Raw genomic sequence first — 2,056 nt, forward strand, 5'->3', positions numbered from 1 at the left:
GTTCATGATCCTCGATCACCCCGGCTTCAGAGCCCTCCACCAGCATGGCGTGGATCTCCTCCTCGGTAACGTTGGCGCTGCCGTTCTGGTTGACCCGCAGCAGCCGCAGGCTGGCATTGGTAGAGGCCGACAGCAGCCAGACGAAGGGGCGGGTCAGGGTGGCGAGCCAGTGCATGGGGCGGGCCACCAGACAGGCGATGCGCTCGGCATTGAGCTGGCCGAGCCGCTTGGGCACCAGCTCCCCCACCACGATGGAGAGGTAAGTAACCACCACCACCACAATGATGGTGGCGATCAGGCCACTGCTCTTGGCGGGGAGTCCCCACTCCTGCAACCAGAGGGAAAAGGGCTGGGCCAGCAGGGATTCGCCGTAGATACCGTTGAGCAGACCTATGCTGGTAATGCCGATCTGGACGGCAGAGAGAAAATGGGTCGGGTCTTCGCCCAGTTTGAGGGCAATGGCGGCGGAGCGGTTGCCTTCAGAGGCAAGCTTGCCGAGGCGAGCCTTGCGTGCGGTGACGATGGCGATTTCTGACATGGCGAAGACGCCATTAAGCAAAATCAATCCCAGCAGGATCAATATTTCCATACAGCAACAGCACTCCTTGAGTGGATAAGATCGCTGGCAGTGTAATGAATTTGGCGGCGATGCGCTTGTGAAAGCGGGTGATCCGGCTCGCTAATTTGATGACAACGCTCTGCGGTGGCCGAAAAAGATGGCCGGAAAAGGGAAGGATGACCTCGCCAAACGACGTAATGGGTGAGGCGGGTGCTTGGCGAAGTGGCATTGCATGCAGGATGGAAAAGGGCGGGAAGTCCCGCCCTTGCTTGTCACTTGTCAGGCAACCGTTGTCAGAACTGCTGGAACCAGCGCTGGATCTGGGCCGGATCCTTGCTCTGGGTCAGGGAGAGCATCAGCAGCACCCGCGCCTTCTGCGGGTTTAGAGTGCCGGAGGCCACGAAGCCGTACTTGGCATCATCGATCTCGGCATCCAGGGTGGTGGCGCCGGTCGGCACGCGGGCGGAGCGCACGACACGGATACCGTCCTTGCTCGCCTTGGCCAGGGTATCGAACAGGGTGTGGTAGAGGTTGCCGTTGCCCACCCCGGCGCTGACGATGCCGTCGAACTTGGCATCCACCATCGCCTTGGCCGGCAAGTCGGTGGCGTTGGCGTAGCTGTAGACGATGCCCACTTGCGGCAGCTTGTCGAGCTTGCTCACGTCAAACGGCGTCTTGCTGGTGTGCAGACGGGCCGGGCTGCGCTGATAGTCGATCTTGCCGTTGTGGATGTAACCCAGCGGGCCGAAGTTGGGGGAGGCGAAGGTCTGCACGCCTGTGGTGTTGGTCTTGGTGACGTCGCGGGCATCCAGCACGGTGTCGTTCATCGCCACCATGACGCCACGGCCCTTGGAGGCGGGGTCGGAGGCGGTCACCACGGCGTTGTAGAGGTTGAGCGGGCCATCGGCACTCATGGCGGTGGAGGGGCGCATGGCGCCGACCAGCACCACCGGCTTGTCGCTCTTGACGGTCAGATTGAGGAAGTAGGCGGTCTCTTCCATGGTGTCGGTGCCGTGGGTAATGACGATGCCATCCACGTCATCCTTGGCCAGCAGCTCGTTGACCCGCTTGGCCAGCTTGAGCCAAACCTCGTCGTTCATGTCCTGGGAGCCGATCTTCACCACCTGCTCACCCTGCACGTCGGCCACGTTTTTCATCTCGGGCACGGCAGCGATCAGGGTTTCGATGGCCACCTTGCCAGCCTCGTAGTTGGACTGGGTAGCCGACTGGCCTGCCCCGGCAATGGTGCCGCCGGTTGCCAGAATATGGACGCTGGGCAGGGCCATCGCCATGGGGGAGAGGGTCAGGCCAACGACGGCGGCGAGCAGGGTCTTGCGGATCGGTAGGGTCATGCTGCAAATCCTTATGGTTGGAATAATCGCAGCAAGTTTGCCCGTTTAATAACCCGGGTCTGTGATAAAACTCACCAAAAGACAGGTGAGTACAGATTTTTAACCTGTTTTATACCTATATGGAGATAATTTAACTCGCAGAGAA

Annotated in this window: 2 protein-coding genes; both read right to left on the bottom strand. The window is 60.5% G+C overall.

Features of this window, described 5'->3' with window-relative positions; genetic code table 11:
- On the bottom strand, positions 1-589 hold a 589-nt coding region (locus tag AACS18_RS07780; RefSeq protein WP_146184715.1), incomplete at its 3' end, for a CNNM domain-containing protein.
- 263 nt (positions 590-852) lie between these two features.
- A complete protein-coding gene (ansB, locus tag AACS18_RS07785) occupies positions 853-1,911 on the bottom strand; it encodes an L-asparaginase 2 (protein ID WP_103252119.1) in 1,059 nt (352 codons plus the stop codon).
- Between the last annotated feature and the right edge of the window lie 145 nt (positions 1,912-2,056).

It is taken from the genome of Aeromonas sp. HMWF015 (assembly GCF_963878965.1).
Taxonomy (GTDB): domain Bacteria; phylum Pseudomonadota; class Gammaproteobacteria; order Enterobacterales; family Aeromonadaceae; genus Aeromonas; species Aeromonas veronii.

Bases quoted from the DNA above. Each gene is read 5' to 3' on its own strand.
- ansB (WP_103252119.1), bottom strand. From the start codon at position 1,911: ATGACCCTACCGATCCGCAAGACCCTGCTCGCCGCCGTCGTTGGCCTG.